General features: G+C 51.1%; 24 protein-coding genes and 1 riboswitch. Of the genes, 5 read left to right on the plus strand and 19 right to left on the minus strand.

Features of this window, described 5'->3' with window-relative positions; genetic code table 11:
* Positions 1–236 precede the first annotated feature (236 nt).
* From JUF13_RS01895 to JUF13_RS01905, 3 genes are all read right to left on the minus strand, one after another.
* Positions 237–869 carry a deoxynucleoside kinase gene (locus JUF13_RS01895; protein WP_203637454.1) on the minus strand — a complete coding sequence of 211 codons (633 nt, stop codon included), beginning with the start codon at positions 867–869 and terminating at the stop codon, positions 237–239.
* 215 nt (positions 870–1,084) lie between these two features.
* On the minus strand, positions 1,085–2,596 hold the full coding sequence (locus JUF13_RS01900; protein WP_203637455.1) for an amino acid permease: 1,512 nt from the start codon (positions 2,594–2,596) through the stop codon (positions 1,085–1,087).
* Positions 2,597–2,715: 119 nt separating this feature from the next.
* Positions 2,716–2,898: riboswitch (Lysine riboswitch) on the minus strand.
* Positions 2,899–2,958: 60 nt separating this feature from the next.
* Positions 2,959–3,507, minus strand: coding sequence for a GNAT family N-acetyltransferase (locus JUF13_RS01905; RefSeq protein WP_225893611.1), 549 nt, complete (start codon positions 3,505–3,507; stop codon positions 2,959–2,961).
* A 215-nt stretch (positions 3,508–3,722) separates the two neighbouring features.
* Between JUF13_RS01905 and JUF13_RS01910 the strand changes: the two genes are divergently transcribed.
* Complete coding sequence (locus tag JUF13_RS01910) at positions 3,723–4,517, plus strand: lp_1002 family arylesterase (protein ID WP_225893612.1); 795 nt, start codon at positions 3,723–3,725, stop codon at positions 4,515–4,517.
* Positions 4,518–5,380: 863 nt separating this feature from the next.
* Here the strand turns inward: JUF13_RS01910 and JUF13_RS01915 are convergent.
* The 7 genes from JUF13_RS01915 to JUF13_RS01945 all read right to left on the minus strand — a co-directional run bounded on the left by JUF13_RS01915 (position 5,381) and on the right by JUF13_RS01945 (position 11,554).
* Positions 5,381–6,049, minus strand: coding sequence for a phosphatase PAP2 family protein (locus JUF13_RS01915; protein WP_203637456.1), 669 nt, complete (start codon positions 6,047–6,049; stop codon positions 5,381–5,383).
* 104 nt (positions 6,050–6,153) lie between these two features.
* On the minus strand, positions 6,154–6,609 hold the full coding sequence (locus tag JUF13_RS01920) for a threonine/serine exporter family protein (protein WP_203637457.1): 456 nt from the start codon (positions 6,607–6,609) through the stop codon (positions 6,154–6,156).
* Positions 6,610–6,625: 16 nt separating this feature from the next.
* Positions 6,626–7,381, minus strand: a complete 756-nt coding sequence (locus JUF13_RS01925; RefSeq protein WP_203637458.1) for a threonine/serine exporter family protein — start codon at positions 7,379–7,381, stop codon at positions 6,626–6,628.
* A gap of 147 nt (positions 7,382–7,528) precedes the next feature.
* On the minus strand, positions 7,529–8,176 hold the full coding sequence (locus JUF13_RS01930; protein WP_203637459.1) for a metal-dependent transcriptional regulator: 648 nt from the start codon (positions 8,174–8,176) through the stop codon (positions 7,529–7,531).
* 61 nt (positions 8,177–8,237) lie between these two features.
* Positions 8,238–9,134 carry a cation diffusion facilitator family transporter gene (locus JUF13_RS01935; RefSeq protein WP_203637539.1) on the minus strand — a complete coding sequence of 299 codons (897 nt, stop codon included), beginning with the start codon at positions 9,132–9,134 and terminating at the stop codon, positions 8,238–8,240.
* 490 nt (positions 9,135–9,624) lie between these two features.
* The gene (locus JUF13_RS01940) at positions 9,625–10,188 is read right to left on the minus strand and encodes a GNAT family N-acetyltransferase (protein WP_125765176.1); all 564 of its coding nucleotides are present in this window, start codon (positions 10,186–10,188) and stop codon (positions 9,625–9,627) included.
* Positions 10,189–11,113: 925 nt separating this feature from the next.
* On the minus strand, positions 11,114–11,554 hold the full coding sequence (locus JUF13_RS01945) for a MerR family transcriptional regulator (protein ID WP_203637460.1): 441 nt from the start codon (positions 11,552–11,554) through the stop codon (positions 11,114–11,116).
* A gap of 216 nt (positions 11,555–11,770) precedes the next feature.
* Between JUF13_RS01945 and JUF13_RS01950 the strand changes: the two genes are divergently transcribed.
* Complete coding sequence (locus JUF13_RS01950) at positions 11,771–13,276, plus strand: MDR family MFS transporter (protein WP_203637461.1); 1,506 nt, start codon at positions 11,771–11,773, stop codon at positions 13,274–13,276.
* Complete coding sequence (locus JUF13_RS01955) at positions 13,276–13,998, plus strand: DUF4811 domain-containing protein (RefSeq protein ID WP_203637462.1); 723 nt, start codon at positions 13,276–13,278, stop codon at positions 13,996–13,998. Before JUF13_RS01950 ends, JUF13_RS01955 begins: the two co-directional genes overlap by 1 nt.
* A gap of 1,055 nt (positions 13,999–15,053) precedes the next feature.
* Here the strand turns inward: JUF13_RS01955 and JUF13_RS01960 are convergent.
* Positions 15,054–15,293 carry a MerR family transcriptional regulator gene (locus JUF13_RS01960; RefSeq protein WP_125765197.1) on the minus strand — a complete coding sequence of 80 codons (240 nt, stop codon included), beginning with the start codon at positions 15,291–15,293 and terminating at the stop codon, positions 15,054–15,056.
* A 187-nt stretch (positions 15,294–15,480) separates the two neighbouring features.
* On the opposite strand from JUF13_RS01960, the gene JUF13_RS01965 reads away from it, so the two are divergent.
* Together JUF13_RS01965 and JUF13_RS01970 are read left to right on the plus strand one after the other, a co-directional pair.
* On the plus strand, positions 15,481–16,185 hold the full coding sequence (locus tag JUF13_RS01965; protein ID WP_203637463.1) for an AzlC family ABC transporter permease: 705 nt from the start codon (positions 15,481–15,483) through the stop codon (positions 16,183–16,185).
* Positions 16,176–16,508: an AzlD domain-containing protein gene (locus JUF13_RS01970; protein ID WP_125765181.1), complete on the plus strand. Its 333-nt coding sequence runs from the start codon at positions 16,176–16,178 to the stop codon at positions 16,506–16,508. Before JUF13_RS01965 ends, JUF13_RS01970 begins: the two co-directional genes overlap by 10 nt.
* Positions 16,509–17,150: 642 nt before the next feature.
* Here the strand turns inward: JUF13_RS01970 and JUF13_RS01975 are convergent.
* The 8 genes from JUF13_RS01975 to JUF13_RS02010 all read right to left on the minus strand — a co-directional run bounded on the left by JUF13_RS01975 (position 17,151) and on the right by JUF13_RS02010 (position 25,700).
* Positions 17,151–18,422, minus strand: coding sequence for a uracil-xanthine permease family protein (locus JUF13_RS01975; protein WP_203637464.1), 1,272 nt, complete (start codon positions 18,420–18,422; stop codon positions 17,151–17,153).
* Positions 18,423–18,633: 211 nt separating this feature from the next.
* Entirely contained in the window at positions 18,634–19,824 is a 1,191-nt protein-coding gene (locus JUF13_RS01980) for an MFS transporter (protein WP_203637465.1), read from the minus strand.
* 29 nt (positions 19,825–19,853) lie between these two features.
* Positions 19,854–20,261 carry a hypothetical protein gene (locus tag JUF13_RS01985; RefSeq protein WP_203637466.1) on the minus strand — a complete coding sequence of 136 codons (408 nt, stop codon included), beginning with the start codon at positions 20,259–20,261 and terminating at the stop codon, positions 19,854–19,856.
* 44 nt (positions 20,262–20,305) lie between these two features.
* Complete coding sequence (locus JUF13_RS01990; RefSeq protein ID WP_203637467.1) at positions 20,306–20,824, minus strand: GNAT family N-acetyltransferase; 519 nt, start codon at positions 20,822–20,824, stop codon at positions 20,306–20,308.
* 14 nt (positions 20,825–20,838) lie between these two features.
* Positions 20,839–21,291 (minus strand): MarR family winged helix-turn-helix transcriptional regulator, encoded by a 453-nt coding sequence (locus JUF13_RS01995; protein ID WP_125765186.1) that lies wholly within the window; start codon positions 21,289–21,291, stop codon positions 20,839–20,841.
* Between the two features lie 845 nt (positions 21,292–22,136).
* Positions 22,137–22,724 carry a GNAT family N-acetyltransferase gene (locus JUF13_RS02000; protein WP_225893614.1) on the minus strand — a complete coding sequence of 196 codons (588 nt, stop codon included), beginning with the start codon at positions 22,722–22,724 and terminating at the stop codon, positions 22,137–22,139.
* A gap of 351 nt (positions 22,725–23,075) precedes the next feature.
* Positions 23,076–24,296, minus strand: a complete 1,221-nt coding sequence (locus JUF13_RS02005; protein WP_203637468.1) for an RNA-guided endonuclease InsQ/TnpB family protein — start codon at positions 24,294–24,296, stop codon at positions 23,076–23,078.
* Positions 24,297–24,503: 207 nt separating this feature from the next.
* Positions 24,504–25,700: an MFS transporter gene (locus JUF13_RS02010; protein WP_203637469.1), complete on the minus strand. Its 1,197-nt coding sequence runs from the start codon at positions 25,698–25,700 to the stop codon at positions 24,504–24,506.
* Positions 25,701–25,803 lie beyond the last annotated feature (103 nt).

Genomic DNA, 25,803 nt, shown 5'->3' on the forward strand with positions numbered 1-25,803 from the left:
GCTCAGCTGTGTCGATGGCATTGGTCGGGGTTCTTTCCCGGCCTAGGGCATGGGACGACCTTGGAGACTGGTGCCTCTCCAGGCTTCAAGGCGAGCCGGAGGACCGCTTCTCAGGCCGCAGGCGTTCCCCACAGCAGAGCACCTTGAAGCTGGCGGCGGGAACAAAAGCCCGACTAAGCGAAAGTGGCTCCGTGCCCGAGGGCGCGGAACCACTTTATTTTTAGTGTAGAGCTGTTTTACAGTGAAGCAATTTTTTCGTCGATCAAGTGTAAGACTTGGTCCCGCGCTGCTGGGTCTTCCACGAAGTCCAGCTTGTCGCCGTCGATTTGCATCTTAGGTGACTTGTCGTAGGCATTGTACCAGTCGACGTAACGTTGATCGAGTTCTTGGTAGTATTTGTAGAGGCTAGGGTCATGGTCGATTTGTTCGTATGACCGGCCGCGCTTCTTGATCCGTTCCAGCATCGTTTCAAAGGAGATGTTGATGTGAATCAGTAAGTCTGGGTTCTTCTTGTGCGTCGCGTCAGGTAATTCCTGCATCATGTTGGCCAACAGGGAATCGTAGATGTCGACTTCCGTGCTGGTGGCCCGGCCTAAGTCGGCGTTCAAATGGAAGAGTAAGGAATCCTCAAAGATTGAGCGATCCAAGACACTTTCATCATCGGCGTTGGCGGCCTTGATGTTGTCCAAACGCTTGTTTAAGAAGTAAATTTGAAGCAAGAAAGCATACTTCTGGGGGTTCTGGTAGAACAGTGGCAAGATCTTGTTGTCATCCACTGATTCGTAAAATGCTGGTTTGTTTAAGTGTTCGGCTAACAAAGTGGTTAAACTCGTTTTGCCGGCTCCGATAGTTCCCGATAATACAAGCATGCAATCTCTCCTTTAAATAACGACGCGCCGGTTTTTTTCGTCCGGCCAAAATTTCAACACCACATATTGTACCAACCTCATGGGTAAAAGACAATATGTCGTGGCCATTTTCTCTCTAACCAATCCGTTAAAAACGGCGCCTAGTCCGACTATTCGCCGACTAGACGCCGTTCAGATTTATTTAAAAATTTCGTGTGCCCACACTAATTTCTAGTTTAATCGTTTGAAGTAGCATCCGCCTTAACTTCTTTTAACGTGCCTTCCTTATGAACAGGGGCAACGTCAACTTCGCTCAGCGGAATCAACTTAGTGTGCTTCTTGATCTTGTAGCCGATGTAAAGGACTAAGACCAATGGCACACTGATGTAAGTGACTAAGACTTGTTCCCAGTTCCCTGAGAAGAAGGATTGTGGGTCTTGCCCAACAATCACAGCCACACAGAGGATCAACGCCAGGATTGGTCCGATTGGGAACCACTTTGCGTGATAGCTCAGTTCGGACAGCTTGTGTCCTTGCTTGATGAATGCCCGACGGAACCGGTAATGTGACAACGCAATCCCGAACCAAGCGATGAACCCGGTCAACCCACTAGCGGCAACCAGCCACATGTAGATTTGCGGACCCGCAATACTACTGATAAAGGTCAAGGCAGCAACAATGGTCGTGGCAAACAGGGCAGGATAAGGAATCCCGTTCTTCCCAGTCTTTTCGAACAATTGTGGTGCGTAGCCTTCCTTAGACAGAGAGTACAGCATCCGCGTGGAAGCGTACATCCCAGAGTTTGCAGCGGAAATCACGGACGTTAAGATTACGGCATTCATGACACTAGCGGCAGCGGCCAAGCCGGCACGCTGGAAGACCAACGTGAAGGGACTGATGGCGATGTCGGTTGCGGAAGAACCCAACAGATCCTTACTGGTGTAAGGCAAAACGGCGGCAATGACAAAAATAGCTAAAATGTAGAATAAGATAATCCGCCAGAATACGGAATTGATGGCCTTGGGAACACTGTGCGCTGGATCTTCAGATTCACCAGCGGTAATCCCAACCAATTCAGTTCCTTGGAACGAGAACCCAGCAACCACGAAGACACTCAGGATTGCGGGGAAGCCACCAACGAATGGGGCCTTCTTGTACGTGAAGTTTTCCAAGCCAGTGGCGTGACCACCCATGATACCCACGATGGTCATTAACCCAACGGCTAAGAAGACGAAGATGGTAACCACCTTGATCAAGGACATCCAGAATTCCGTTTCACCAAAGGCTTGGACGGCCAAGGCGTTGATCAGGAAGACGATGCCTAACGCAATGGCACTCCAGATCCAGCTTGGGACCCCGGGTAACCAAAACTTCATAACCAGTGCGGCGGTTGAAATATCAACGGCAACCGTAATGGCCCAGTTGAACCAGTAGTTCCAGCCCATGGCAAACCCTAAGGCTGGATCAACGTACTTGGCTGAGTAAGCAGCGAACGAGCCAGAGATTGGCATGTTCGTGGCCATTTCACCCAAGCTGGTCATCAGGAAGTACACCATCAGACCCATGGCAACGTAAGCAGCCAGCGCACCACCAGGCCCGGCTGTTGAAATAGCCGACCCACTGGCGACGAATAACCCGGTCCCGATACAGCCACCTAACGCGATCATTGAGACGTGACGTGTCTTGAGGCCCCGCTTGACCTGATCTGAGGCCCCGCTGGTTGTTGCGTTTGTCATACTTTGTTCCATAAATGTTTCCTCCTTCTTATTTTAGAAGGACTTCCTCGAAACGACCCAGTGAACTAAAAAATCTCCTTCGCAATAAAAGCCCGCGAAAGAGATTGGAAAATTCATTATTCCAAGTCAATATCGTTGAAAGCGCCCCGCAACCCCTATTCGGCTGCGACAGTCCCTGATTTATTCAACCAGGACCCAACCTACACGCTATGTCCTCACGCGCAGGTTTCGGCGACCGCCCCTTTTGCTTTCCGTCTGCGATGTTGACCCATCTCAGGAAAGCGACTCTTGTTGGTCGCACCTCTTCTATTCGATACTCTGTAGTATACGCATCCCTACCAAATATTGCAACATGAAAATTCAATTAGAATGAATTATTTTTCTGCCGGTTGCAGATTCAACCGATACAAAGCCTGTGGTGACACGGGTTCACCCGTGATGCTGGGACCCACAAAATGGTCCAAAACAATCTGAAAGCCTAGCTTTTCTAAGACCCGGGCCGACCGGTGATTGCTGAGATAGCAGGTTGCCCAAACGATTTGCGGCCGCTGACTCGCCTGCCGGACCAGTTGTAGACTGCCGACCAAGGCCTCGGGCATGATGCCCTGTCCCCAGTCAATGGGGTCCAGGAAATACCCCAGGTCATACTCAGCCGGACTGGGTTCACCCGCGTCGCCGGTGTGCTGATAAAATAAAATCGTCCCCATGAAGCGGCGGGTCGCCTTGTCTTCTATTGCAAACGCAAACGGACTTTGGCGGTCAGCCGCCAGCCACCGTTTGACCTGTGCCGGGTCCGCATCGGTGGGTGACCCGTTAGCCGCGGCCACAGCCGGTAACGTCAACAGGCGTTGATACCCGGGAAAATCACTCTCGGTCAGCGGTCGTAATCGCACCCGCGCCGTCTCACTCATTTTTTCCATCATCTGATCCCCTCATTTCTCATCACCCCAGCACCAGCCAACTTGTCAGGTCACTACCTAACCCGTTGGCGAATGCGGTATACTTTAAGGTAACCGGGTTCAGCCAGTCCATCGGCGACCGAACCCCGTTTCGTTGACAGGCGCGCGCACAAGTTTGCGATTGGCCATGCCCACGAAACGTTTAATCTTATCATGACTTATTTTGGGAGGTTTCGCAATTGAAAACAATCACTTTGCCACTCGCACCCACGTCCAAGGCTTACTTACAGGGGTATTTGCGCGAGCCAGCCGAAGACATGGGCACCTATCCCGCCATCATCATCGTTCCCGGCGGCAACTACACCCACATCCCCGAACAACAGGCCGAGGACTTGGCATTAGCCTGGTCAGCGCGTGGCTACCAGGCCTTCTTCCTGCGCTACACGTTCGTCGGTGAAAAGACACCACTGCTGCCCACGCCTGTCGTGGAGCTGGCCAAGGGAATGGCCCTGCTGCGGCGGAACGCCAACAACTGGCAAATCGACACGGATCACATCTTCGTGGCCGGCTTCTCCGTCGGCGGTCACATCACCGCGCTGTTCAATGACCTGTGGCACGATGAGGACTTTAACAAATTAGCCGGCACCACGCCCTATGAAATTAAACCGCGGGCCGTCATTCTCGGCTACCCGGTCATCACCCCGGCAGCGGGCTACCCCACGGACGCAGCCATGCTGGCGAAGTGGACGGATGATCCGGCCAGCATCGCAGCGGACAAGCTCGTCAACAGTCGTAACGTCGCGACCTTCATCTGGGTCACCGCGGAAGATCCCCTGGTACCCGTCCAAAACGCCTTCGCCTACGCCCAAGCTTCAATCGCGGCCAACGTGGACACGGAGCTCCACGTCTTCCATCAGGGCCCGCACGGCTTAGCATTAGCCAACCGTGTCACGGCCTGGAAGCCGGGGACGGCGTTGCCACACGTGGCACACTGGGTCGATCTAGCCGAAGAATGGCTCCACGAACTGGACTAGCACTTCCGCGTCTTGACTCGCCTTGCCGGGCGGTGAAAATGGTTTCGTGTCATCCGTTCCCGGCGGCGGATTCAAGGCGGTCTGCTGTGGGGCCGGTTCCAGCCAAAGAACGGGCTTCCACCTCAACTTTGAGCCTGGGGAGCGGTCTCAAAGGTTGTCCCGTGGGCTAAACTGAGAAAATCGCTCAGTTAAGACCACCGACACAGCTGCCCGTCTTGATCCGCCTCTGGTCACTCACGTGGTGCGGAACTTTTCACCGTACGGATGGCGGCTGACACGGTGTTAGGCCAATTCGGTTTATTTAGCGTTTTATTGTGGGTACATTACTTTAACAGATTGACTTTTTCAGACGCCTTCACGTATTTTTTTCGTGGAGGCGTTTTTCTTTTGCTCTTCTCCCTCGTCAACGACGGTCACCAACGATATTAGCAGGCCCACACTACTCATCACATAATGCAGCGCTAATTTAGTAACAGTGAAAATTAATCTCAAGAGTATACCCTAACCACACCACCGTTTCTATGGGCTAAACCAGTGTCAGCCGCAGGGATAGTGAAAATATCTTCGTTGCAGGAGTGACCAGAGGCGAGCCAAGGTGACCAGCTGTGTCGATGGACTTGGCTGGGGTTCTTTCCCAGCCTAGTTCCATGGGACAATCTTTGAGACCGCCTTTTGGCTCAAAGTTGAGGTGAAAGCCCGCTTCTCAGGCTGGAACCGGCCCCACAGCAGGGCACCTTGAGCTCGCCGCCGGGAACGGATACAACACGGTATATTTTCACCATCCCAGAGGCGCAGTCTAACAACTAATTTAGCCCATAGAAAAAACGTGTCAGCCACTGGAAAGAGTGGTTGGCACGTTCTCGTTAAATTTCAGATTTTTTCAACAAAGGCCAGTGTTGCATCATCGGCGCTAAGCGAATGTACAGCCCCTCAGCCACCTGTAACCACAGGTAAGCCAACAGGACTGCCCCAATCGTATCCGTTGGGAAGTGGGCGTTTAAGTACACCCGGGAGATCATGACCAATGCCATCCACACGATGAGGACGATTCGGAGCAGCCAGGCTTTCCAGGCCGCCATGATCATCGGCATCAGGATAACCCAGATCATCGCAATCAGCAGGAAGGTGCCGAACACGTGACCGCTAGGGAAACTGTAGCCATCATCGATAGCCAGATGGGCCGATGGGCGGGCGCGTTTGACCAGACTCTTGACCAAGCTGGCGATGACGTCACCCCCGGCTAGCGTCGCCAGACACCACAGTGCGGGAATTTTAAACTTGAAGCCCCACAGCAGGAAGGCCAGGATCAGCACCCAAATAATATCCAACTTAGGCTCCGCTAGGCTCGTGACTCCCCGATACAGCAACGTTTTCCACCCCGGTTGATTCTTCTGAATCACATCGACGATCGATGAATCCAGGAAATCCACGTAGGCGTTTTGCGCCTTTATGTAAACGGCCACGACCAAGAACAGTATGGTGGCAAGCGTAAACTTCCACGGCCGATCGCGGTCCTTATTAAATAGCATCATGATTATTTATTCCTTTCGTCATACCCGATTCTGGGAAAAACCCCTAGCAATGAGTATACCACCCCACACCTAAATTTCTAGACTTCTCCCCAGTATTAACACTTTCATAAACGCTTGCGGTGCCGCCAGAAACGGCGTTGAATCCGGTTGACCAGTTCCGAAAGGAGAAAGCCAAAGGCAATTGCCCCGGAAATCATGACCACCTGGAGCAAAAAGACCAGCGCCGTGGAATTATTGCCCAGTGCAAAGTTTTTGATCATTTGGTACGCCTGCCCCCCCGGCACTAGCGGCACAATGGCCGGGATGTTAAAGAGAATCATCGGCATCTTTTTTAATTTAGCCGCCTGCAGTGAGGCCACCCCAATCGCCACGGCGCCCAGCAGGTTGCCAATCACGTAACCGCCACCCCACAACACAGTGAAGCGGTACAGCACATAGCCCAGCACGCCAATCCAGCCGCCCACGTTGAGCGCGCGCCGGGGGATGTTGATGAGGATACCAAAGGCAATCGTGGCCACGTAGGTTCCCGCCACTTCGATGATAAATTCTAAGACCGACATGCCGCTTCCTCCTCACTCATAGAAATTGTAAGACCATGGCGATACCAAACCCTATCGCGGCCGCACTCACCAGCGCCTCGACGCCACGGGCGGGCCCGCTGACCAGATTGCCGGCGAGAATATCACGCACCGAGTTGGTGATGGGCACCCCGGGCACCAGGGGCATGACGCTCCCAATGATAATATCATCGACGCTATTGCCTAGGCCCATATGCACGAACACCACGGCCATCACGCCAATCGCGGCCGCCGCAGTAAATTCGGACAAGAACCGAATCTGAATGTATTTATTCAGCACGTAGTAGACCCACCAGCCCAGCATCCCCACCAAACAGGTGATCCAGAAGTCTGGCAAATTGTGCCGAAAGACCACTTCCAATGGCCCACTGACCATGGCCGCGGCCACCAGCTGAAGCCAAAAGGGAAAGTAGCGGCTGACGCTGTCCAGGTGGTCTAACCGGTCGGCAAACTGGCGCAGGTCAATCTTGTGATCGGCGTACTGCCGCGACAGGTCGTTGACCACGGCAATTTTTTCCAAATCAAAGGTCCGGCGCTTCACGGGTTCAATCTGCGCCCCCACCTCGCCGTTGATGGCCATGAGAATCCCAGTGATCATCACAAATAGCTGACTGGTCTGAGCCCCAGCATTGTGGGCGATGCGGGTCATCGTATCCTCGACCCGCTCAATTTCCGAGCCATTTTCAATCATGATTCTGCCGGCGGTAAGCGCGGTGTGCAAGATTAATTGGTCCCGCTTTTTTTGACTACTCATCCCGGTCCCCTTCTCTTTTTAGACGTTTTGACTATTATACGGCATGGCGCCCAGCTGGGGAAATACACAATCTAACATTTATCAAAAATTTCTAAAAATGACCAAATAAAAAGGTCCGCAACCGAGGTCGCAGACTAACCAAAATTTCTATTTGACGAAAATATAGTGGGCCGCCTTGTAACTCACGATGAGTTTGGCGTCGTCCGTCAGGTTTTGCACCGTCACGGGGCCCTCAAACGGATCGTGCTTCAAGACCTTCAGCTGATCCCCGATATCCAATTTCAAATCACCCAGATAGGTTAACAGATCATGGTTATCAATGAATCGGTCGACCGACACAATTTCTCCATCGGCGGCATCGTTCAACACGGTATGGCTGTCTTCGTGGTAGTGACCGTAACGGTCGGGAATCACGCCACCATGCGGACAGTGTGTGGGGTTCCCCAACATGTCGTCCAGGGCGTTGACCATTTTGGCACTCGTCACATGTTCCAAAACCTCAGCCTCATCATGCACGTCGGGCAAGTCATAGTTCAGCTTCTCAACTAAGAAATCTTCCCAGATTCGATGCTTACGGACCAAATCTTCCGCCAGTCGAATCCCTTTGTTGGTCAACGAAATGCCGGCATAGGGCGTATGCTCAGCCAGGCCTTCCGCGGCCATCTTGTTGACCATTTCCGTTACGGAACCGGCCGCAATATTCAAGCTAATGGCAATTTGTTTGTTGGAAACCTTTTTCTGTTTGCCACCCAACTCGAAAATAATTTTTAAATAATCCTCCTTCATCGGAGTCATCACAGTTCACCTCATCTAGATTGTGTCTCATTTATACCGCGAATTTCCCCGAAGTGCAAGGCTAATCGTGCCGCCAGTCGTTCTGATCATAGAAGAGATCTTCGTCCTGGCCCCGTCGGCACTCGGCCTGAATCGTCACGTGGTTCACCCCATACTTGTGACAAAGTAGTGCTTCGATCTGCCGGTAAATTGGCTCAATCTTACTCAAGGGTAGGTCGTCCATGTTCACGTGGACTGAGAAAACAATATTATTTTCATCAATCAGCCAGGCGTGAATGTGATGGACCCCTTCGACCTCGGGCAGTTGGCAAAGGTCGTGGGCAATCGCATCGTAGTCCAGCTTCGGTGAGGCCTCCATCAGAATGCCAAACGTCTGCTTGATGATGGGCCACGACTCGTACACGATATATCCCGCCACCAAAATCGTGATCAACGGGTCGACCCAGCTGATCTGCCAAACGGTGATCAGCACGGCCCCCACGATGACCCCCACGGACGCCAGGGCATCGCTCAACAGGTGCAGGTACGTGGCCCGAATGTTCAGGTTATGCTTGGCTCCGTGGTTGAGTAACACCGTGGAAAACAGGTTGGCCAGAAAACTGACAACGGCCACCAGCAACATGATGTCACCCTTGACCGGTTCCGGATGCAACAAACGCCGCACGGCTTCGCCCGCCAATACCAAGGAAATAATCACCAACACGCCAGCATTTAACAGGGCCGTTAAAATCTCAACTCGCCGGTAACCGTACGTGTTGTTCCGGGTCTGACGACGACCGCCAATACGGTGTGCCGCGTAACTCAGCACCACCGAAAACGCATCCCCTAAATTATGAAACGCATCGGACAGCAGTGACAGGCTCCCAGAAAACAGGCCCCCCACCAATTCAAAAATCGTAATGACCACATTTAACACGGTGACCAGTAGGAACCGACCGCCCGACAGACTCTTCTCCAATTGCTCCGCCCCCATTACCTTGCTACTCTCTATTATCGCAGAGTTTAGGGTAATTGAAAAGCCGGTTTTCGGCGAACCTCACGTTTTTGTTGGCGCTTGGGTTGTGCGTCTCGAATTCGCCTCCGGGGTCCGGAAAAATGGGCCGTGACGCTGTGGGCGGACGGTTGAAGCCTAAGGGGCGGTCTTCAGCCTTACTTTGAGCCGCCTGAAACGCGTCTCAAAGATACCAGTTGTCTAACCGGCCTAGCCGGTAAGACAACTCCCACGGCTTAACCCATTTTTCCGGATCCCTGCGGCTGAGACTGGTTTAACCCGGTCGCTAACCTGCTCTTTCCTATCCTCATCTCAGAACAATCACTTTGTGGTGGACTAGCCCCTACGAAAAAAAAGCCGATTCCGCTGAAAGCGAAACCAACCCTTTATTATAGTAGATTTAAGTTTATTTTGGCGTCAGTCAGCGGCAGCCAAGTCCATCAGGTCAGTCCTTGGACTACTTAACCGTTTGGGCCGTTGCCAGATGCGCTGGCTTAGCGTTGACCGTTAACCGTTCGTAGGCAAAATCGGTCGTGCCGGGCATCCCCGCTGCGGCTAAATCAATCGTCCCGGTTTCACTGAAACCGCTCTTCTTGATGATGTGTTGCATCGCCATGTTTTGCGGATGCGTGTCGATTCGGATGCTTTCGATAGAAGCAGCGTGGTCGATTTGGTCAAATAACCGTTGGAATAATTGGCCGGCCAGGCCGCGACCATGATGGTGGCTAGATACTGCTACGCGGTGAATAGCCAAGTATGGGGCTTGCTTGGTCAGCCACTGACCATCGATCTGTTTATAGGTCGGATCCTCCCCAGGAATCAATGCAGCGGTCCCTAAAATTTCGTTGTTTTCTTCCAAAACAACGGTCCAGCCCTGGTGAATGTCATCAACTAAGATTGACGTGGTTGGGTAAGCCCCCTGCCATTGGTCAATTGCTTGGGCAGCGAGTAATTCTCGTCCGTCCCGGATAATCGATTCAATTTGTGGTAAGTCAGCCATAGTAGCTTGTCGTAACAGCATATGTTAACACCATCCTTCTAGTTTTGTTTTAAAGCGATTTTGTAATCTTAACACGTTCGCCAAAGAATACAACAAAATAAATTCGCTTTTTCTAAACATTTTCACTAGAAATCAATGAAAGCTGACAACCACGCGATTTGTGACCGGTTTGGTTTCTCATTTTCCGTTCATTTTCTTAAGGATTTTTCATGTTTTCATAACCGTTTAGGCCTATTAACACTTGTGCCAGCTCAGTAATTTTGACGCTTATCTAATCTCGCCTAGGCATCCACACCATAGGACCGGTGAGCTTATTTCGGTCTAAATCCATGTCAGCCGCGAGGGCAGCGTAATACCAACAACACACAGCAGGAACGGTAGGCTTATTTTCGCCCTAAATCCGTGTCAGCCGTGAGGGCGGGGAAAAAGGTCTCAGCCGTGGGAGTTGTCTTACCGGCTCTGCCGGTTAGACAACTGGTATCTTTGAGACGCGCACCTGGCGGCTCAAAGTAAGGCTGGAGACCGCCCCTCAGGCTTCAGCCGTCCGCCCACAGCGTCCCGGACCTTTTTCCCCGCCCGGTAAGGCGAACCCAGAAACCAAATTTAGGCCGAAAAAAAAAGCCCATCCGAGAACTTTCTAAACTCGGATGAACCCAGCGGGAGCAACGGTAGGCGAGTGAAAAATAAAAAGTGTTATTTTTCATAAAACACGTCGTTTTAGTTTCACGATTGCTTACGCTGACATAGTGCCAACGTAGTCCATGCGCAAGATAAACGCGCTATTACTAATGGTTATTCGCCTGGTTTCACAACACGTCAACAACATGATTGACCACCAATCCAGCCAGAAGATCGATTGGTATCGAAAGTTTTTTCTGCCAACCACCAAATGCTCTCCCGTGTCTTCAGATTACCATTCTTACCGGCGATAAACAATGAAATCGCCCTATTTCGTGCTAGCAATCAGCTTAAATTGCCATTTATCGTCAATTCGTTCAGCAACTAGGTCTTTGCCGGGCTCTGGATCGAAGTTGCCCAAATTAATTTCGGTGTGTTCCGGGTCGACGGCCATTGAGACGAAACGTCCCTCGAAGAAGGACCGTAGCGTTTCAAAGTAGGCCCCCCGCCGTTGGGCTTGCTTAACGGCCCCCGCTAACGTATAACCGTCGTCCAAGAACGTTTTAATCTGTTGGACCTTCAACACCGTCTTATAGGAAAACTTACGATTCTTCCCATCGCTGGAACTCTCGCTGTGAATGTAGCCCTTGCTTTCCCAGTAGCGCACCTGACTCTGCGACACCCCGGTTGCCGCGGCCACGTCGCCAATTCCTAAAATTAATGTTTCAATTGGCATTTTTTTTAATAAATTTGAGACATCTTCGTTCATGTACGTAACGTCCACCCTTCGTCATGGATTTAAGAGAAATTCAATTATAGGTTAAATGAAAACGGTTGTAAAATTTAAGAGTTCTTCTCAGACTCGTGTGTCCTTTTCTCTAATCAGTATAGATATTTTAAAAAGGATGTCAAGTTAGTTGACAAAGATAGCAAATCTGCGTATAGTTATTGCAGAATTAATTTTAGGAAAAAGAGGGAATTATAATTGGGAAATGCAATTGATACCAACGGAAAGTCCTACAACCGGACGCTCTTAGTCGTCCTGCTGCTGATTGGAACTTTCTGTACGGTACTGAATCAAACTATTTTAAGTACCGCCTACCCAACTCTGATGAAGGCCTTTGATGTTTCGACCTCCACCGTACAATGGTTAACGACCGGTTTCTTGCTGGTTAACGGGATCATGATCCCAATTAGTGCGTGGTTACTCACGACCATCAGTTCAAAATGGCTTTACATTGGGGCCATGTCGACCTTCTTAGTCGGCACCATTCTCTGCTGGTCCGCCGTCAGCTTCCCCATGTTGCTGATTGGCCGGCTCATCCAAGCCGTTGGGGTCGGGGTTTCCATGCCATTACTGCAAACCTTGATGCTGACCATCTTCCCCGCTAACAAACGGGGGACGGCCATGGGGCTTGCCGGGATCGTTATCGGTCTAGCACCAGCCATTGGGCCGACCTTATCCGGGTGGGTCATTGACAACTGGACTTGGCGGGATCTCTTTGGCATGATTATTCCAATCGTTGCCATCGTTGTTATCGCTAGTTTCTGGATCATGCGCAGCGTTCTGGAAACGCACAAGGAACCGTTGGATATCCTATCCGTTATCCTATCCACGATTGGTTTCGGGAGTATGCTGTACGGGTTCTCCTCCGTTGGTGACGACGGTTGGGGCAGTGCCATTGTCCTCTCCACGTTAGCCATCGGGTTCATCTTCGTGGGTCTCTTCATCTGGCGTCAATTGACCATGAAGGATCCATTCTTGAACTTCCGGGTTTACAAATCAAAAGAATTCACCATCTCTGCGATTCTGAGTTCCGTGGTCAACATGGCCATGGTCGGAGTCGAAATGGTCATTCCCCTTTACCTTCAAATGGTTAAAGGGATGTCGGCCTTCCATTCTGGGTTGACCCTGTTAGCTGGGGCCCTCATGATGGGAATTATGAGTCCCATCACCGGCCGGGCATTTGACCGCTTCGGTGCCAAGCGCTTAGCCACGATGGGGATGTTCCTCTTAACGATTGGGACCTTGCCATTCGTCTGGATCACCAAGAACACGTCGACCCTCTACATCGTCTTGCTGTACGCCGTGCGGATGTTTGGGATTGCCATGGTCATGATGCCAACGACGACTGCCGGGATGAACGCCTTACCACTGAACATGATTTCTCATGGGACCGCCGTCAACAACACGCAACGGCAGGTCGCTAGTTCCGTTGGGACCGCCATCCTGATCAGTGTCTTGACCAACGTCACCAAGGGGCAAATGCCAGCCAAGCACGTCTTGACGACCAACCCGTTGAGCTACGCCAATGGCGCCATCAACGCCACCCTGTCCGGTTACCACGCCGCCTTCTGGATTGCCGTTGGCTTCTGTGTGGTCGCCTTAGTCGTTGCCTTCTTCATGAAGGGCAGCAACCACTCCGTCCATTTAGCCGATAAGAACGCGCAACAAGAAAATGCGGAAGCTACCGAAGGAGGTGCCGCCTAATGATTATCTTTTCACTGATTATTTGCGCCGTCCTGTCCTTTGTCTTCTACGTTTACGTGCAGAATCGCTCACTCAGCAATGTCCTGACCGCCGTGGCCGTCATCGGCCTGCTGGCTAGCATCTTCTTCATGGTGAAAAATGACCATGACCACTACGGGATGCACCAGGTCACTAAGACCTCGACGCAAAAGATCTACACCGCTTCCCCATCGAAGCAACTGCCAATGATGCTGTACCAACCTATTGGCTCGGCCAACCAGCACCAGGTCTACGTTTACAAGACCAGTGCCAACGCCAAGAAGACCAGTCACACGGCTGCTAAGGTCACGACTAAAAACGTGGTCAAGCGCACGACCGGCACGAACCGCATCGTCACCAAGAAGACCTACTGGGAATTCAAGAGTGGCGCCGCTAGCTTCTGGTTTGGCCTGTCCGGTAACGGGCACACCTACGTGAAGGAAACCAACACGATTTACATCAACAAGAACTGGACCGTGTTGAGCGCCACCCAGGCTAAGCAATTGCAAAAGATGGCGAAGTCCAAGAGCTTCCAAGCTAAGCAAAAGGCCGCTGCCACGGTTTACGTCAAGAAGGCTGTGATGGCCGCCATGACCAAGAACCCAACCATGTCCGCTGCGCAACAAAAGAAGGTTACGCAACAGGCTGCCGCTGCTTTCCAAGCTCAGGCGATGAAGCAGTTGATTGCTCAGATCAAGAAATAAGCATGCTTAAAAGCACGTACCAATCCTGTGAGGTTGGCACGTGCTTTTTGCATCCGCTAATTGATGATAATTGGCAGCATAGTATCTCGCCAGCGCCTTACCGGGCGGGCAAAATAAACCGTGACGCTGTGGGCGGACGCCTGAAGCCAAAGGTCAGTCTTCAGACTTGCTTTGAACCTCTGCGAACCGAGTTTCAAAGACACCAATTATCTAAGTGGCAAGGCCCACCACTAAGATAATTCCCACGGCTGAGTTTATTTTGCCCGCCCTCACGGCTCCTATGGTGTGGATTGGCAACGTTAGGCGGTGGATTGGCTGCAGAACGCTGTCATCCTCAGGTAGGTTGTGGCAATTGATGCTGTAATCATCCTTAACTAGAAGTGACAACAGGAACACCTCAAGACACTCTAGCCCATGAGACACTCGCGGGATACAGAGGGGCTTCAGGAAGTCGCCCCGCACAGTCTGAATTCCAGTACACTAGTGGAAGATGAACAAGAATGAGCTGCTTTTACTCGCCAGTGTGAGCGACCAGAGGTGGTTTTGCGGACTACGCTGTGTCGATGGCCTTATCCGGGGTTTCTCACCCGGGTTAGGCCATGGGGCGACCTGGGAGACTCGTGCTTTTCGAGGCTTCCAGGCGAGACGGAGGACCGCTTCTCAGGCCGCAGTCGTCCCCCACAGCGTGGGGAGCAAAGAACCACCGCCGGGAGCGCAGTCAAACACTAAGACAGAAAAGAACGAGCTGCTTTCCTTTGCCAGTGTGAGCGACCAGAGGTGGTTTTGCGGACTACGCTGTGTCGATGGCCTTATCCGGGGTTTCTCACCCGGGTTAGGCCATGGGGCGACCTGGGAGACTCGCGGGTTATAGCGAGGTTTCCAGGCGAGACGGAGGACCGCTTCTCAGGCCGCAGTCGTCCCCCACAGCGTGGGGAGCAAAGGACCACCGCCGGGAGCGCAGTTCAAACACAAGGCAAAAAGAAAAGCAGCTCACGGGCTGGACCCGCGGAGCTGCTTAGTGGTGCATTTTACCGATTCATTACCTTAATTACTTGCTAGTTCACCTGAGTTAACTGCGTTTGGCCCTTACGGCAACGTGGTAATAACCCGGATAAGTCGTCTAAAGACGTCCCGTTATCCTGAAAACATTGAATCATGTCGATCCAGTACAAATCTGAATCATCGAATTCCGTGACGGAATGTTCCTTCCCTAAAAGTCCATTCTTCACGTAATCCTCAATGCGGCTTGCGTCAACGTGCGCTGATGCTGCCAATTCAGTTAAGTTCATCTTCATCGCCCATACCCTCACTTTCATTCATTATCAATGAGAGTATCATACAACCACCTTTACCGAAATGCAACCTTTTCAGTTCAAAAAATTTACATGACAATCTTACGGATAAATTACGGGTTTACGTAGCCATAAGTTAGCGCTAAACTTGAAATTAAAAACTAATTAGAGAACAGAAAGGAAGTCTCTTATGAGTCCTTCACTCACCTTTCGGACAGGGGTTCGTGACGTCCTCCCCACCGTCTTTGGTTACATCGGGGTGGGCCTAGCTTTTGGCATTGTCGCCCACACCAGTCACCTGAGTTTGCTAGTGGTCGCCGGGCTCTCATTTGTCGTCTACGCCGGCTCCGCGCAATTCATTATCACCAGCATGCTCCTGCTACATGATCCGCTATCTGCTATTTTTATTTCGACCTTCCTGGTGAACTCGCGGATGATTCTGATGAGCACCAGTTTGGCCCAGTATTTCAAACATGAGTCCCTCACGCGCAACCTTTTGATTGGGACGCTGGTGACCGACGAAACCTTTGCCCTGGCCATGAACAAGCAAAACAAGACCAACGGCAAACTCAGCTTTGCCTGGCAGTCCGCGGCTAATGTGGTCGCCTACTTGGTCTGGGGCATATCAACCGTCGTCGGGGCCATCCTCGGTGGTCTGATTGCGGACCCCACCCGCTTTGGCTTTGATTTCGCCCTGACAGCGATGTTCATCGGCCTGGTCTACTTACAACTGATCAGTGACAAACACCTGGGAATGACCCTGCAATTGAGCGTCATGGCCTTCGTTGCACTGGCCTATTACTTCCTAATTGGTGTAATGAGTCAAAATTTTGCCCTGCTAGTGGCGACCGTCGCCGGCTGTCTATTTGGAATGGAGTTGAAAAAATGTCGATAAGTCTAACTGAGCTCTGGGTCATCCTGGGTTGCGGGGCCATCACCGTCCTCTCACGGGTGCTCCCCTTTGCCTTTGTCAAATCACTGAACATGCCAGCGTGGCTGATCAGCTTTCTTTCCTTCGTGCCCATCACCATCATGACGGCGCTGTGCTGCGAGAGCCTGTTCGTCGCCCATGCCGGCCATCTGGCCACGCTCAACGTCGCCAACTGTTTGGCAGCCATCCCCGCTACACTAGCCGGTGTGCTGACCAAGAGCCTCCTGATGGTGGTGGTCGTGGGCATCATGGCCATGGCCGTTCTCCGCTACTTCTCTATCGGGTAAAATGATTGTAACCAGCCGTTCCCGGCGGTGGGTTCAAGGTTGCCTGCTGTAGGGAACGGCTCCAGCCTAAGAAGCGGTCTTCCGCCTCGCCTTGAAGCCTGAAACCCACAGTCTTCAAGGTCGTCCCATGGTCTAACCTGAGAGAACCACTCAGGTAAGACCATGGGACGACCTTGACCCACCTCTGGTCACTGACAATTTGTTACACCATTTCAACTGAACGTAATCTGCATCTAACAACTAAACAAGAACGACCACAGTCCTCTGTATATAGAGAATTGTGGTCGTTCTTTTGTATACAATTTATCATCATTGACCGAAAGTCTGAAGCATAAGCCACCCCGTACCTATTGTTTCCATGAATTGTTAGAGAAAATGCCGAATAACCACGAATAATCCCCCACGATCAGTGACTCAGGCATGATGTCTGAGCGACCAGAGGCGGGTCAAGGTGACCAGCTGTGTCGATGGCATTGGCTAGGGTCCTTTCCTAGCCTAGGGCATGGGCCGCCCTTGGAAACTCGTGATTCTCAACGAGGTTTCAAGGCGAACCGGAAGACCGCCCTTTGGCTGGAGGTGGGCCCCACAGCAGGGCACCTTGAACCCGCCGTCGGGAGCGGAAATGTCATGACTGTCTAGTTACTAATCGTTGTCTGGGAGGACCAGGTTTAAGACGATACCCAGCACCGCCGCCACTGCCAGCCCCGAAAACTCGTACTGGCCAATCTTCAGGTAGGCGTTACCGATGCCAATGACCAGAATGGCCGAGGCAATCATCAGGTTGCGTTTGCGATTGAAATCGACGTGCTTCTCAATCAGAATACGCATCCCGCTGGAGGCAATCACCCCAAATAACAGGAAGCTGATTCCACCAATCACGGGGTTGGGGATACTTTCAATCAGCGCGCTCAGCTTGCCGACAAAGCTAAAGATGACGGCAAACACCGCGGCCCCAATCAGGACGTAGACACTGTGGACCCTCGTGATGGCCAGGACGCCCACATTTTCCCCGTAAGAGGTCACGGGTGGGCCCCCAACAAAGCTGGCAATAATCGAGGCGAGGCCATCCCCCGCTAACGTGTGTTGCAGGCCGGGGTCTTCGAAGAAGTTGCGATGCGTCAGCTCATTTAGCACGGTAATGTGGCCGATGTGCTCGGTCATGGTCACAAAGGCAATCGGTGCCAGACTGATGACGGCCCCCCAGTAGAAGTGCAGCGGATAGCTCAGCAGCGGCACTTCAAAGCTAGGTAGCTGGAACCAGGCCGCCTGCATGACCGGTTTAAAATTGACCAGGCCGACCGCCGTGGCAATCAGGTAGCCCGCGATGATGCCCAGCAGAATCGGCACCAGTGACAGGAAGCCGCGTAAGTAGAGGTTGAAGGCAATCGTCAACAGCAGCGTGGCCATCGCCACCGCAAAGTACTGCCAGTGATAGACGCCGGCGCTGTCGACCGTGGCCTTCTGGGCGGCACTGCTAGCTAGCGACAGTCCAATCACCATGACCATCGGCCCAACCACGATTGGCGGCAGGGCCTTGTTGATCCAGTCCGCCCCGATCATCGCGACCACCAGGGCCACAATCAGGTAGACGGCCCCGACCGCCAGGGTCCCCTGGGCAATCCCGGGATACCCGGTCGTCTTCATCAAGGCCACCATGGGCACGATGAAGGAAAAACTGGACCCCATGTACGCGGGAATCTTGCCCCGGGTAATCAAGATGTACATCAGGGTGCCGACACCAGAACTAAACAGCGCAATGCCGGGATTTAATCCGACGAGAATCGGGACCAGCACCGTAGACCCGAACATGGAAAATAAATGCTGAAGCGAGAGACCAAACCACTGACCCCAACTGGGCCGTTCCCAAATATCAATCAAGGCATCCGGGTTGCGGTAACGCGTTGGTTCTTTCATGCACAAAGACCTCCAGGTTATGAGATAGAAAAAAGGCACATCGCCCCCGTAAGGAAACGATGTGCCCACACTTTTAGCCTAGACTTAGCCCAGCGTCTGCCGGAGCGCGTGCACCCTTCATTGCCTCACGGGACAATGTTAAAGGAATAGATTAGTACCTAGTATAGAGAGTCCGTCAAGCCAGGTCAACGCATTGTCTTAACTATCGTTTTTAGCCAATTAAGCGTTGATACCACCGATTGATAAGTCCCAAACCCATTAAGAGCAAAATGCCAATAACAATCAGCGTGCCGTTTGCCAACCAATCCGTGACGAAACCGAAGACAAAGCTCCCCACCGGCTGAAAGGCATCAATGGCCAGGAAGAGAATGCCAAACATCCGGCCCAAGAACTCCGGTGCCGTTAAATCTTGAGTGATGGTGATGGCCCGAATTTCAAAGCACGAATAGCAAAAACCGAAGACGCCGCTGACCGCCAGCAGGACCCAGTAATTGGCCCATACCCCAGCAACCAGCAGCGCCACAGCGGCCAACATCAGGTCAAGATAGTTCTGTTGCCGCTTGGGTGGCCGATGGTCCAGAGTCAACCGGAGTCCCCCCAGGATGCCGCCAACTGCCAAAATCATCAACAGGTAGCTGTACCGGGACGAATCGCCCCCGTACAAGTGATTGACGTTGTATGGCAAGACAAGCCGCACCGCCGCATAGAGCACGTTGATCAGTCCGCCTAACACGATGGTTTCCACCAAGCCGGGCCGTTGCCACACGTAGCGCCAGCCCGTCAACAGGCTTTCTTTTACCCCCAGCCGGGAATCATCCTTGATTGGCTGGCGGTAACGAATACTGAGGTAAAAGAGAAACGACAGCAGAAATGATGAGCCGTTGAGCACCAAGAATCCCCGCAGGTCGAGCCAGTGCATGGCCAGCAGCGCCCCACCGATCAGTGGCGCACAGATGTCGGCCAGATCAATCAGGGTATTGCTGACGGCGTTGAACCGTTGCCGCCCCGCTAAGGTAATCAGTTCGGGAATCATGGCCTTGGCCGCTGGCAGACTAAACGCCAGCCCCACGTCCAAGATCACGGTCAAGGTAATCAACGGTCCGGCCGTGATGTGCTGGGGATCCAGCCACCAGGCACAGACCAAACAGCCAATTACGCTGAGTAATTCCGCGCTGACCACGATGCGTTTACGATTAAAGTTATCAACGACCACCCCGCAGAGTAAATCGCCGAAAAATAAAACGACCCCACCGATGGCTTGAATAATCCCCAGTAGTGCCGCGTTGCCCGTGGCCTGCACCACGAACCAATTTAAGCCGAATAAGTACAGCGTGCTACCTAGTCGCGAGACAAAGGGTGCGAGGAGGAGGGGCAGGTTAAACGCCTTGGTCGTCTGTTCCATGCGACCACCTCCAACTTGTCACGCCAAGACTAATCGACCATCCGCCAGTTACCCTCATCCGCTTTAGAAATGTCATTTAAAAATTTTAAGACGCATTTTGCCCGGTTGGGTTGCTGTTCGTTCAAGACGTTCAGCCCGGCCCCCGTCACCAGGGGTTGGCTCAGCCGGAAATCACCATCGGCCGTTTCACCGGTCGCAAAGGCCATGACGGTTTCGCCAGATTCAATCTGCGTCGTCAGGAAGAACATGGTAAAATCATCATCTTCCTGCATGTAGGCGGGCATCGCCCAGATACCGGGGGCAATCTCTTGCATCTCACCGGTCTCGGTGCCATCGAGGAACTTGAATTCCTTGTGGTTGGCTTGCGTCACGGGCTCCTTCAGAACCAGCATCATCTTGGCGAAATCAGCGTCGCCCATTTGAATATTATCTTTCATGTCAATCTCCTCAATGCGTCATTTTTTTATTTACATAAGCCCAATTATACCAGCGTCTTTTGTAAAATTAAATCACGTTGTCTTGAGGTCCCCAGCTGGAAGACATGGTCGCCAATTTCCTTGAAGCCCATCGCCTCGTAAAACTTTTGGGCCGACGTATTATTTTCCCAAACGCCCAACCAAATGGCGGCTAACTTCAGTGATTGTGCTTTTGCCACGGCATATTGGTAAAGCTGCTTGCCCAGACCCTGACGTTTGAAGGCTGGCAGAATGTAGATCCGTTCAATTTCCAGGTTGCCATCGCCCTGTTCTTCGGACTGCGTGGGACCCCAGTTTAATTTCACGTACCCAGCCACCTGGTCGTCAACCAGGATGAAGGAAAATTGGCTCGTGGGTTGTTGCATTTCCTGTAAGAGTTGGGCTTCGTTGTAGCTGTCATCCAAATACTTGGCCAAGTCTGCCGGCGTGTTCACCGCGCCAAATGTGTCGGCAAACGTTGCCCGACTAACCGCCTGTAAAGCCTTTACGTCATCTGGGGTGCATAATTTAATTTTTTCTGTCATTGTTTTTGCTCCTTTTAATAAGTTCTGGTTTGTCCTTGTTTAACGGCGACCCAATCCTGCGCGACGTTCTCGTCCACGCGTTCCAGATAGCTCGCTAGCTGTGCCGCCTCGGCCGGAGTGAATCCCTGGAGGGCGCGGCCGTTCGAGTAGTCATTTTCGCGTTTGACCAACGGATAGACCTGCTCCCCCTGCGCCGTGACGAACAGTCGCTTGATCTTGCGATTCGTGTCATCCGGTCGCTTTTCCAAGACACCTGCGGCCGTCAGCTTCTGCACGGCCCTAGCCGCCGTCGTGCGATCGACGCGCAATAGCTCGGCCAGTCGCTCTAAAATGATGCCGGGATGCTCAGCCACCCGGGCCAGGTAAAGATACTGGCCCTTGGTGAGCTGCACCCGTTGAAATTCATGATTCGCAATGGAATCCAGGGCCCGCGAAATGTTGCCCAGCGGTCGTAAAATTTCAGTCAATACTTTCCCTCCTTAGCACATCAATTGCCGCAATCTATTCGTTCCCGGCGGCGGATTCAAGGTTCCCTGCTGTGGGGAACGGTGCCAGCCTGAGGAACGGTCTGCCACCTCGCCTGGAAGCCTAGAAAATCACTAGTCTCCCAGGTCGTCCCGTGCTCTAGACTGAGAAAATCACTCAGTCAAGACCACCGACACAGCTGGTCAGTTTGGCCCACCTCTGGTCACTGACATTGATTACCTAGTCCCAATCTCACTCATGGCAACCTGCCTGAGTGAACTAACAACTATCGATGCAATGAAAATAGTTTAAATCAATTATGCTGTATTTGCAACAAAAAGTTTTGAATAATTTTCTGATAAACTAAGTACGCTAGTCAAACATTCATCCAGGAATACCTGTGACAGCCTTCTGTCAGCTACCGGTCTAGGAAAATGCGGCCATTGCAGGAGTGACCAGAGGTGAGCCAAGGCGCCCAGCTGTGTCGGCGGGAACGGATATGACCAGCCTCATTTCTGATGGCAGCAATATCGACTAAAGTATGACCAACCTTCATTCCGCGGGTTCAGAAAGATGAGACAATGCGGCGTAATGTCAGTGACCAGAGGTGGCTCAAAATGCCCGGCTGTGTCGGTGGCCTTGGCTGAGGTCCTTTCTCAGCCTAGCCCACGGGACAACCTTTGAGACCGCCCTTTGGCTCAAAGTTGAGGTGGAAGCCCGCCCCTCAGGCTGGAACCGGCCCCACAGCAGGGCGTTTTGAAGCCACCGTCGGGAACGAAATACCCCATTGTATTTCACGACTAAAAAGGCCACCCAACTAGTGCCGGGTGGCCTTACTAAAAATCACTTAGTTTGCGAGACGGACGCGTTCGCCAATCTCTAGTTGCATGTGGTAATACTCATGGTCCCCAATCATCTGCGTCCCGGTCACCTCGTAGCCCATGCGTTCATACAACCGCATCGCGCCAGGGTTTTCGAAATCGACGTTTAAGCCGATCACCGATTGCCGGTCTCGTTGGGCGTAAACGGGTAAGGCCCGCAACAACTGGCGGCCAATCCCCTTGCCCTGATGGTCCGGTGAGACGGCGAGTGAATCCAAGTACCATTCACCCGCTTCGGTCTCTGAGTCTAAATCAAATGGTTCGTCGAAAGCGGCACTGTTAGCTGCCAGGCGAGTCATCACGTTATCTACAACGTCTTCTTTTTCGCCCGGATAGCCAAATGCTACCCCAACTACTTGGCCATTGGCCTCGGCCACCACCGTGGTTGCCGCACCGGACAAGTAAGTCCGCGTACGGTACGCCGCCGTGATGACCTTCAGTAAATCGGGGCCTGGAACGTCTTCCAGGTCGGTCAAAGCCATTTCGTCGTAGATCAAGTTCATCAGCGGTGCTATTTGAGGCGCATCCACTGGTCGAGCTTCACGAATTATCACAAAAAATCCTCCATTTCTAGTTCTCTCACTAGCCTACCGGAGCCCCGCGCCTTTGTCAACGAATTTGCCATGGGGTTAAATGGCTGACTGGGTTTGCTGTGAATTCCCGCCTGCGGCTTCCAGGAGGACGCCTGCTGTGTTGAGGTGATTCGAAATAGCATAATTTCATCCCATGCTGGTCACGATTGAATGAACATAATCCCAGCTCTAGTCAATTGCCCCTGAATGAATTCAGAGGCTTGTCGCTCACGTGTCTGGCGACACAGTAGTCCAACATGTCCGTTAAGACACTCCTACTCGTAGTGGCAACATCATCGGGTAATTGACGGCTACCCGTTTAACTATCAGGATCTACCCAACAGTCGTTAGTTTCTTAATCTTGGGATGCTTGACACCGTTCAACCAATCTTGGCCGAGCATCTCAATATTCATGGCTCCTAATCGGTCATCATTACAACGATACTGACATTGAGAGCACCAATACTCATGAGTTTCGTGATGACGATTAGTCTTCTCAACTAGGCCACACTTGTGACATCTCTGCGAAGTGAATGCTGGATTCACCTTCACAACGGTGCTTTGAATAGCCTGAGCCTTGTACGTCAAGAACGATTCTAGCTGGAAGAAAGACCAGGAACGGTGACTATTACGCAGTGACTTAGGTAAGTCATCGGTGTTGAATGTTACGTTGGTTAAGTCTTCCAGGACAAAAAGTGTATGCGAGCCATATCGTGCAACGAGTGTCTTAGCTAGCCGATGATTCACATCGGTCATCCAGCGGTTCTCTCGTTGCGCTAGCCGTTTCAACTTTTTCTTGGCAGATTTAGTCCCTTTACTTTGTAGTTGCCGACGAATCTCCAGGAACTTCTTTCGCTTAAGTAAGATTTTTTGACCATCAAAGAATAGTGCCTTGCCTTCACTATCAAAGGTAGTCGCTAAAAAGCGTAAACCACGATCAATTCCCACAACTTTAGGATTATCTTTGGCATCGAAATCGTTGACTTCCTTTGTGATGCCGATGTGCAAAAACCACTTGCCCCGGGAGTGGACTAGCTTAGCGGTACCCAGTTTCCAGTCGTCGGTGAAGTACTTCTCGAATCCTTTATCAGTGAACCCCAACTTAGTTCGTTTGCCTAGAGTGGTTATCGAGATTTCCCGCATGCTATCTACGAAAGAATAGTTACTCTGACGTACCAAGTCTGCTTGTGGCCGACGAAACTGGATGGGGGTCACCAACCAGTTCAGGTCTCTAGGGACTTGAACCCACTTCTTTTCCTCGTTCTGGTAACGGTAAGGATGTTGCTTCATTTGTTCCTGAACAGTTTTGTAGCGAGCTACTACTGTCCGAAAAACCGATTGGACCATCTGACTATTGAGCGATGATTCTTGTCTGAATATTTTGTACAGATAGTGATTGATTTTTAACCAACTTAACTGAAACTCGTGGTCAAAAATCCATTGACTAACAATATTAGCTACACGTTGATATTCCTGGCTCATTGCCAAAAATTGTTCTGCTTGATTCGTGTCTGGATAGAGTCTCAGCTTGATTGTTCGTCCTAGTTTAACCAATGGATACCTCCCCTGTAGATTGGATTTAGTATACCATATTTAGCTTTCTAGGGGAACGTATGTTTCAAAAATCATTAAGTTATGGCATTCATCCCGCGATTAAAATCGCAGGTTTTCTGCTTAGTCTTTAATAAAAACATTGTGATACCTCTTTCAGAGAAAGCTCTTCGCAAGTCGGACTGAATCCCTGTGAGTGTCTCTCTGGCTTCAAACACGTAGTTTATCTCGTTCAAATACTTTAGAAAGCTCCATATACGAAAAGCCACAAATCATCGCCATTACTCCATACAATATAAGCAAAATTCGTCCACTTACAAACTGGAAAAGAAATGTCCCTACTGGCGCACCGATTGCATCCCCAATCAAAAATCCTGATTGCGCTAATCCTAAATAAACGACGGTTTCTTCCTTGGGAAACATATCATACTCCACTAGTTCTTTCAGTATAAAAAATCCTGTACCTTCGACAGACATTACGATAAAAGCAATCATAATCCAAATGTATTGATTTCGGGTCATTAACCCACAGAAGATAATGATACTCCCTGAAAACAGCTCAACAAGCCAAAAATAACGTGCTGGCTGCTTGTTAAAAATCGGTAGCTGAAACAGGAACGCGGACAGCATGGTCACCACCCCCAAGGAGGTAATGATGACACTTACTGCACCAACGTTATACCCAGTGGCTCGCAGTAGTGCAGGAGCAATCGGATCAACGATAGAAGTTGTTATTCCCATAAAGATGACAGCAACCAAATACGACAGACCCCGAACACGATTTACTGGCAATGCAAAGACCTTTGATTTCTTTTCAATTTTGATTTCACCATCTGCAGGAACGGAATTAGCCGGCAACAAAATTATTGCCATAGCTGTTGCCGATAAGATTACAATGTACACGACGTTACTTGATGAAAAAATGAATAGGATCAGCCCCGTGACTAGCGTTGCTAGTAATGACGTAATCTGCATTATTGTGTATCGAGAAGAAATTAGGATCTGCTTGTCCTCCGGATTTTTATCCGACTCCGCATAAATCCACTTTCTCACCACTAAGATTAGAATAGCCGCTCCAAAACCCGAGATGCTGCCCGAGATAATAGCTATCCAGCTACTTTGAAAGAAGACTCTCAGAATCATACCTGTTGCGTAAATTAATCCAAGAATTTTCGCGACCTTTCTCAAACTCATTCCTTCTAATCTATTGGTTATCAAGAAAGAAAATGAGCCAGCAATGGCCATCGCCGAATATGCTAGCGAAAAGTTTATTAACTTGCCATTTTGTTGAAAGTATAGAATTTGCGTATACTTTGAAATTCCCATAGAGAGATAAAACATTGTTATATAGATAAACAAGCTCTTATACTTTCTCAGTACGCCTACATAAAGTCTTACATTTTTCATCTCTTCACTTTCTTCTCAATTATTGACACAGCGCTCGGACCTGATCCGCGTAAATTTCATTCTGTTCAGTGAATCTATTTACAAAATCCTTATCAACCGGCAT

Source organism: Levilactobacillus wangkuiensis (assembly GCF_016861605.1).
Lineage (GTDB): Bacteria > Bacillota > Bacilli > Lactobacillales > Lactobacillaceae > Levilactobacillus > Levilactobacillus wangkuiensis.

Coding starts and splice junctions, on each gene's coding strand:
- JUF13_RS01920 (WP_203637457.1), bottom strand. CDS start 6,609: ATGTCGGTCTTAGAATTTATCATCGAAGTGGCGGGAACCTACGTGGCC.
- JUF13_RS01990 (WP_203637467.1), bottom strand. CDS start 20,824: ATGACAGAAAAAATTAAATTATGCACCCCAGATGACGTAAAGGCTTTA.
- JUF13_RS01965 (WP_203637463.1), top strand. CDS start 15,481: ATGAGTCCTTCACTCACCTTTCGGACAGGGGTTCGTGACGTCCTCCCC.
- JUF13_RS01970 (WP_125765181.1), top strand. CDS start 16,176: ATGTCGATAAGTCTAACTGAGCTCTGGGTCATCCTGGGTTGCGGGGCC.
- JUF13_RS01985 (WP_203637466.1), bottom strand. CDS start 20,261: ATGAAAGATAATATTCAAATGGGCGACGCTGATTTCGCCAAGATGATG.
- JUF13_RS01915 (WP_203637456.1), bottom strand. CDS start 6,049: ATGATGCTATTTAATAAGGACCGCGATCGGCCGTGGAAGTTTACGCTT.
- JUF13_RS01905 (WP_225893611.1), bottom strand. CDS start 3,507: ATGATGGAAAAAATGAGTGAGACGGCGCGGGTGCGATTACGACCGCTG.
- JUF13_RS01975 (WP_203637464.1), bottom strand. CDS start 18,422: ATGAAAGAACCAACGCGTTACCGCAACCCGGATGCCTTGATTGATATT.
- JUF13_RS01960 (WP_125765197.1), bottom strand. CDS start 15,293: ATGAAGATGAACTTAACTGAATTGGCAGCATCAGCGCACGTTGACGCA.
- JUF13_RS01955 (WP_203637462.1), top strand. CDS start 13,276: ATGATTATCTTTTCACTGATTATTTGCGCCGTCCTGTCCTTTGTCTTC.
- JUF13_RS01980 (WP_203637465.1), bottom strand. CDS start 19,824: ATGGAACAGACGACCAAGGCGTTTAACCTGCCCCTCCTCCTCGCACCC.
- JUF13_RS01945 (WP_203637460.1), bottom strand. CDS start 11,554: ATGAACGAAGATGTCTCAAATTTATTAAAAAAAATGCCAATTGAAACA.
- JUF13_RS01900 (WP_203637455.1), bottom strand. CDS start 2,596: ATGGAACAAAGTATGACAAACGCAACAACCAGCGGGGCCTCAGATCAG.
- JUF13_RS01895 (WP_203637454.1), bottom strand. CDS start 869: ATGCTTGTATTATCGGGAACTATCGGAGCCGGCAAAACGAGTTTAACC.
- JUF13_RS02010 (WP_203637469.1), bottom strand. CDS start 25,700: ATGAAAAATGTAAGACTTTATGTAGGCGTACTGAGAAAGTATAAGAGC.
- JUF13_RS01925 (WP_203637458.1), bottom strand. CDS start 7,381: ATGAGTAGTCAAAAAAAGCGGGACCAATTAATCTTGCACACCGCGCTT.
- JUF13_RS01930 (WP_203637459.1), bottom strand. CDS start 8,176: ATGACTCCGATGAAGGAGGATTATTTAAAAATTATTTTCGAGTTGGGT.
- JUF13_RS01940 (WP_125765176.1), bottom strand. CDS start 10,188: ATGCTGTTACGACAAGCTACTATGGCTGACTTACCACAAATTGAATCG.